This is a genomic window from Corynebacterium sp. HMSC071F07, assembly GCF_001810285.1.
GTDB lineage: Bacteria > Actinomycetota > Actinomycetes > Mycobacteriales > Mycobacteriaceae > Corynebacterium > Corynebacterium simulans.
Map to the genome: position 1 here is coordinate 27,068 of NZ_KV800694.1, position 4,947 is coordinate 32,014.

The window sequence follows — 4,947 nt, forward strand, 5'->3', positions numbered from 1 at the left end:
TTCGGAGTTGGGACCATTTGCGTTTTCTTGGGTTACGTTTTCTTAGGTCCGGCGCCACTGCCCGACACCCTCCCCCAGCTTCTTTCGCCCGACATCCCCCCGACATCCCCAAGGCACCGCAAATACCCAGACGGCAAACGAGGATGGTAAATCCACGCACCACCTGCCCTACTGTTCCACTTCCACATCAGCGATTGCGACAAGGCTTGACCATTTAGGAACGCGGCCTGCCATTCAAACGGAGATCAGTACTCCGCGGCGGCACGAAAGGGCCAAATGGTGAGGTGCAGATGGTGAGTTCACCATTCAGCAACCCCACCAGTTAACAGCACCACCATCCGCAAAGGGTCGACCTCACCATTTGGACGTGACCTCACCATTTGGAGGCGGCGCCCGCACGGATTGCACTCAGGCCGCGCGATTCATGCTCGGCCCGAATAGTTTGCGCTCGGCCCGCGTGGCTCGCGGACGACCTGCGCGATTTGCAGGCCACCTTTCCGCTATTGACCTGCGGATTTTGCCGCTCTAGACAAGGCTGATAATGTTTTCCAACGGAGGATTCGACTAGCGGCCTATGTCACACGCCTGGAACGCGTGCGGGAGTCACATCCCTCAGGGGTTCAAATCCCCTATCCTCCGCCACGGGTCCCAGCTCTTCGGAGTTGGGACCATTTGCGTTTTCTTGAGTCCGGCTGGGTTGGCAGAGCAAAGGCGGAGCTAGGGGGACGAGGACTAAGGCGTTCGAGCGCCACTTTCTAGGCGCAGCAGCATCTCCTTCGCCTCCACGCCGCCGCGGTAGCCGCCGAGACTGCCGTCGCTGCGCAATACGCGGTGGCATGGCACGATAATCGGCACGGGGTTACGCGCACAGGCGCTGCCCACGGCGCGGACAGCCTTGGGGTTTGCGGCGGCGTCGGCAAGCTGGGCGTAGGTAGTGGTCGCGCCGTACGGAATGTCCGTCAGTAACCTTTGGACGCGCTGGCGAAAGCCCGAGGTGAGGGACTCATCGATGGGCACGCTGAAGGTGCGGCGCGCGCCTGCGAAGTACTCGTCTAGCTGTGCGGCAGCAAGAGTCAGCACCGGACTTGTGCCCATGGTTGCCGGACCGATCTTGTTGTTGAGGAGCGCCAAGACTTCCGCGGACTCTTCGCACGCGAAGGCCAGATAGACCACACCCCGCTCAGTCGCCGCCACGAGGAGTTCGCCCACAGGCGAGTCGACGTAACGATAGGTAACTGAGCGGGGTGTAGATGCCATGCCGGCGATTCTAGTTCGGTATTACATCAGCTTGGTCTCAGCGAGTGCTGCATCCAGCTTCGAGGTATAAGCATGCAGTGGCTTGTGCAGGACGATGCCGAGGAAGAACATCGGCAGCAGGAAGACCAGCAGCACCAGCAGCGAGAGCCAGTAATCAGCGTGATAGACGCCGCCGATTGCCGCGCGGAAGGCGCGAATCGTGTACGTTGCCGGCAACCACGGGCTAATGTTCTGGAACCACTCCGGCAAAAGCTGCAACGGATAAGCACCACCCGCACTGGAGACCTGAATGACCAACAAGAGCACGCCCAAAGCCTTACCGGCGTTGGCGAAGGAGACCACGAGCGTATAGATGATCATCATGAATACGGTCGAAGAGACCCAGGCCGCCAACCACAGCAACACCGGATGTGCCGGTTCTAGCTGCACGAAGAAGATAAGGCCAAGCGAAAGCAGCGTGGACTGGAAGAAGCCAATCAGCGCGAAGATGCCGAAGCGGCCAAAGAAGCGCTGCACCACGGTATAAGAGTCGCGGTTGCTGACGTCAGTACGCAACGTGACGGCCGTAAGAAGGCTACCTACCCACAGCGCCAGGGTGGTATACAGCGGCGCCATGCCCGCGCCAAAGGACGCCACCGGGTAGACCGGTTGGCGGTCCACCGAAACCGGCGAGGCGATAAAGCTTGCCAGGGCATCCGGGTTATTGCCCACCACCTTGGCTAGGCGCGAGAGATCGCCGGTATCGCGTGCGCGGTCGAGCTCATCTTTTAGCTCGCCGAAGCGGTCCGCATCCGAATCCAGCTCCTGAGCAAGGGTGCTCAGCGCATCCCGGGCGCCGGTCAGAGACTCGGTGTCCAAGCTGATACTGGAGCCCTGCGAGTCGATGTCACTGCCGATGCGCTGCAGGGAGTCTTGGAGCTTGCCCACAGAGGTGCGCAGCTGCGAGTCGCGGCTAGACTCGATCGCTTGCTGGGCGCGGTCGATGGAAGAAAAGTCCGGCTTCTGCGCACCCGGCGCATTCGCTGCGGCCACCAAGCGGGAGTGTACGGCCTCCTGTGCCGCAATGGCCTCGTCGAGGTTGCTGGTCAGCTGCGCGGCCTCAGCCGGCAGCACTGGCTTCACATCGCTATTTACGCGATCCCGCAGGCCTTTGTAGGCATCAATCTGGCCTTGCACCTGGCCTGCCAGCGTATTCAAGGTGGCCTGCATCGAGGCGCGCGAGGTATCTGCTGAATCGTATAGTTCGTCGATGCGCTGGCGTACTACATCGTAGCTATCGGCGGTCTGCGAAAGCGCCGCGTCGAGGGACTCCGTGGACAGGTTCAGATCTCCAGTTGGGCCCGACAGCGAAGGCCGCGGCGCATTGGCGATGCGCTGTGCGCTTTCTACGAGCGGCACCGAAGAATCCACCAGGCTGCCCATCGAACGGGCCGTACGCGCGCCGGTGTGCAGCTGTGCTTCGATGCCATCGGCACGATCTTCAATGCGCTTCAACGTTGCCTTTGCGTCGGACTCGTTGAGGTATTCGTCGAGGGAGGAAATCAGGCCTAGGGAGACGTCGCCAAGCGTGTGTGTGAAAGACTCCGCGATTTGGGAGGAAACGCCCTCTGCGCCCTTATTCGTAATTTTCGGCGCCAGCGCGTTCTTCTTCTCGTTGGTGTACAGCGAGATTTCGGTCGGCTTGGAGCCTTCCGCATAAAAGGTCATCATGTCCGAGCTGAAGTGCTCCGGCAGCACGATGGAGGCGTAGTACTCGCCAGATTTCGTGCCGTCGATGGCGTCTTCAGCGTCGGTGATGACCCAATCCAACTTGTCATTTGCACGCAGCTCCGAGAGCACCTTCTCGCCTACGTTGACCGGAACCGGGAAGATGTCGCTTTTATAGCCGGTATCCTCGCTGGCCACGGCTACCTTCAGCTGGCCCGTGTTGGAGAAAGGATCCCAGCTGGCCAACACGTTGAACCAAGTAAACAGCAAAGGGATAACGACGAGGCCAAAGAGGATGACTGATGCCATGACGTTGCTAGTGGCACGGCGAAGATCATCGAAGAAAATTCCACCGATCTTTTTCATTATTTCTCCTCGCCTTTTTCGTCGAGAGTGCCTTCATTGTGCAAGACGCCGTCTTGGTACTGCGCCTCCTCAGCCGAAGCCGAATGCACACCTTCACCGCGGGCGGCAACGGAGTGCCGGAGCTCTTCCTCGTTGAAGTCCACCAACTCGGTGGACTGCGCGAGGCTCTTGCGCAGGTACTCGAGGGTGACCACGATGCCCAAGATAAGCAGGCACCACAGCGTCCAAATGCCCAACAACAATGGTTTCTGCGAAGGCACAAGCGCAGCCACGATGCCGAGCACCACCATGCCCACAACGCCAAGTACTGCAGCCACGCGGATCCAGTGCCTGTAATCGTGCTTGCGTTTTTCCAAATCAGCTGCGAATTCCTCACGGCCTTGCAGTGCCTTCAGGACATCGGCGAAGCGGTAACCATCGCCGACGATCTGGACGTTTTCTGCCGCGATGAGATCGGTCTTGGCCAGCTCGCGGTTAAAGAGCAAGTTAAAGTGCGCGAAGCTGCGACGCCCCAACAAGCCCAAGGCGAAAGCCACTACGAACATCAAGGCCAGCACGGACATGAACTTGAGATAGTGCAGACCATAGAAGCCGCCGATGGTCTCGCGCATGGCGTCGATGCCATATGAGAATGGCAGAAGCGGGTAGATGGAACGGAAGAAGTTCGGCATCAGCTCAATCGGGTACAGGCCGGAGGCACCCGGAATCTGTACGATGACCAGCACCACTGCAAGGCCACGGCCCACGTGACCAAGGGCCGTCGACAGCGCGTAGATGATGCTGAGATAAGCCAGCGCGATGAGCGTGCCGGTGGCAACGAATGCGACTGGATTTACCGTCTGTACGCCCACGGCCAAGTCACCCACGGTGACAATTACGGCCTGCACCATCGCCATCACGGCCATGAGCAGGAAACGGCCCAGATAAGCCTGGCCCACCGTGAGCCGCTTAAAGCCTTCGAGATCCACCTCCACGCGGAAGATGACCACGAGCACGAAGGCACCGATCCACAGCGAGAGGTTCGTAAACAGCGAGGCCATCGCGGAACCGTAGGAGCCCACCGGATAGACTGGCGCGCTCTTCACCTCAACGGGATCAGCGAAGAAGGAACCAATCTCATCGGAGTTCAGGCCGGTGATGGTCTGCAGTTCCTTGGTCCGCGAGTGAGCGGTGATGGCGCGGACGTCGTCACGCGCGCCCTCCACACCATCTTCCAGGGAGGCAAGATCTGAATCGAAGGAACCAAGTGCGTCCTGGGTTGCGCCGAGCTGCTTGCCGACGCCGTCCAGCAAGTTCTGTGTTTCCTCCATCGTCGCCTTTTGGGTGTCCAGCGAAGCCGAGAACGCACCGACCTTGGAGCTTAGGTTGCTCATCGCGCGATTAATCTCCGGCACAGACTTATCGACTGTGTCCGAGAGAACCTGGGAGGTCTTCTTCGTATCCTGCGCCGCCTGATTGACCGCATCCGCCGTGGACTTCACGGACTTGGCGGTCTCATTGCTGTCATTGCTGAGTGCCTGGAGATTACCCAGCAGCTGCTTATTCGCAGCGTTGCCCTCCTCCAAAGTGGCAATTGCATCATTGAGCGGGCCCGCCACACCCGGAGCTACGGCGGGG

3 protein-coding genes and 1 tRNA gene are annotated in these 4,947 nt (G+C 59.8%); 1 reads left to right on the forward strand and 3 read right to left on the reverse strand.

Translation table 11 applies throughout. The features are described from left to right. The first annotated feature begins 553 nt into the window (after positions 1–553). A tRNA-Ser gene (locus HMPREF2724_RS01775) sits at positions 554–642 on the forward strand. 90 nt (positions 643–732) lie between these two features. On the opposite strand, the gene HMPREF2724_RS01780 is transcribed toward HMPREF2724_RS01775, so the two are convergent. From HMPREF2724_RS01780 to HMPREF2724_RS01790, 3 genes are all read right to left on the reverse strand, one after another. Beyond that, entirely contained in the window at positions 733–1,257 is a 525-nt protein-coding gene (locus tag HMPREF2724_RS01780) for a methylated-DNA--[protein]-cysteine S-methyltransferase (protein WP_070433398.1), read from the reverse strand. Between the two features lie 21 nt (positions 1,258–1,278). Next, positions 1,279–3,330, reverse strand: a complete 2,052-nt coding sequence (locus tag HMPREF2724_RS01785; protein WP_070433397.1) for a YhgE/Pip domain-containing protein — start codon at positions 3,328–3,330, stop codon at positions 1,279–1,281. Next, positions 3,330–4,947 (reverse strand): YhgE/Pip domain-containing protein (locus tag HMPREF2724_RS01790; RefSeq protein ID WP_141748306.1); only part of this gene is annotated, 1,618 nt, incomplete at its 5' end. The genes HMPREF2724_RS01785 and HMPREF2724_RS01790, both read right to left, overlap by 1 nt.

Excerpts from the sequence above, each read along its gene's own strand:
- HMPREF2724_RS01780 (WP_070433398.1), bottom strand. The coding sequence starts at position 1,257 with ATGGCATCTACACCCCGCTCAGTTACCTATCGTTACGTCGACTCGCCT.
- HMPREF2724_RS01785 (WP_070433397.1), bottom strand. The coding sequence starts at position 3,330 with ATGAAAAAGATCGGTGGAATTTTCTTCGATGATCTTCGCCGTGCCACT.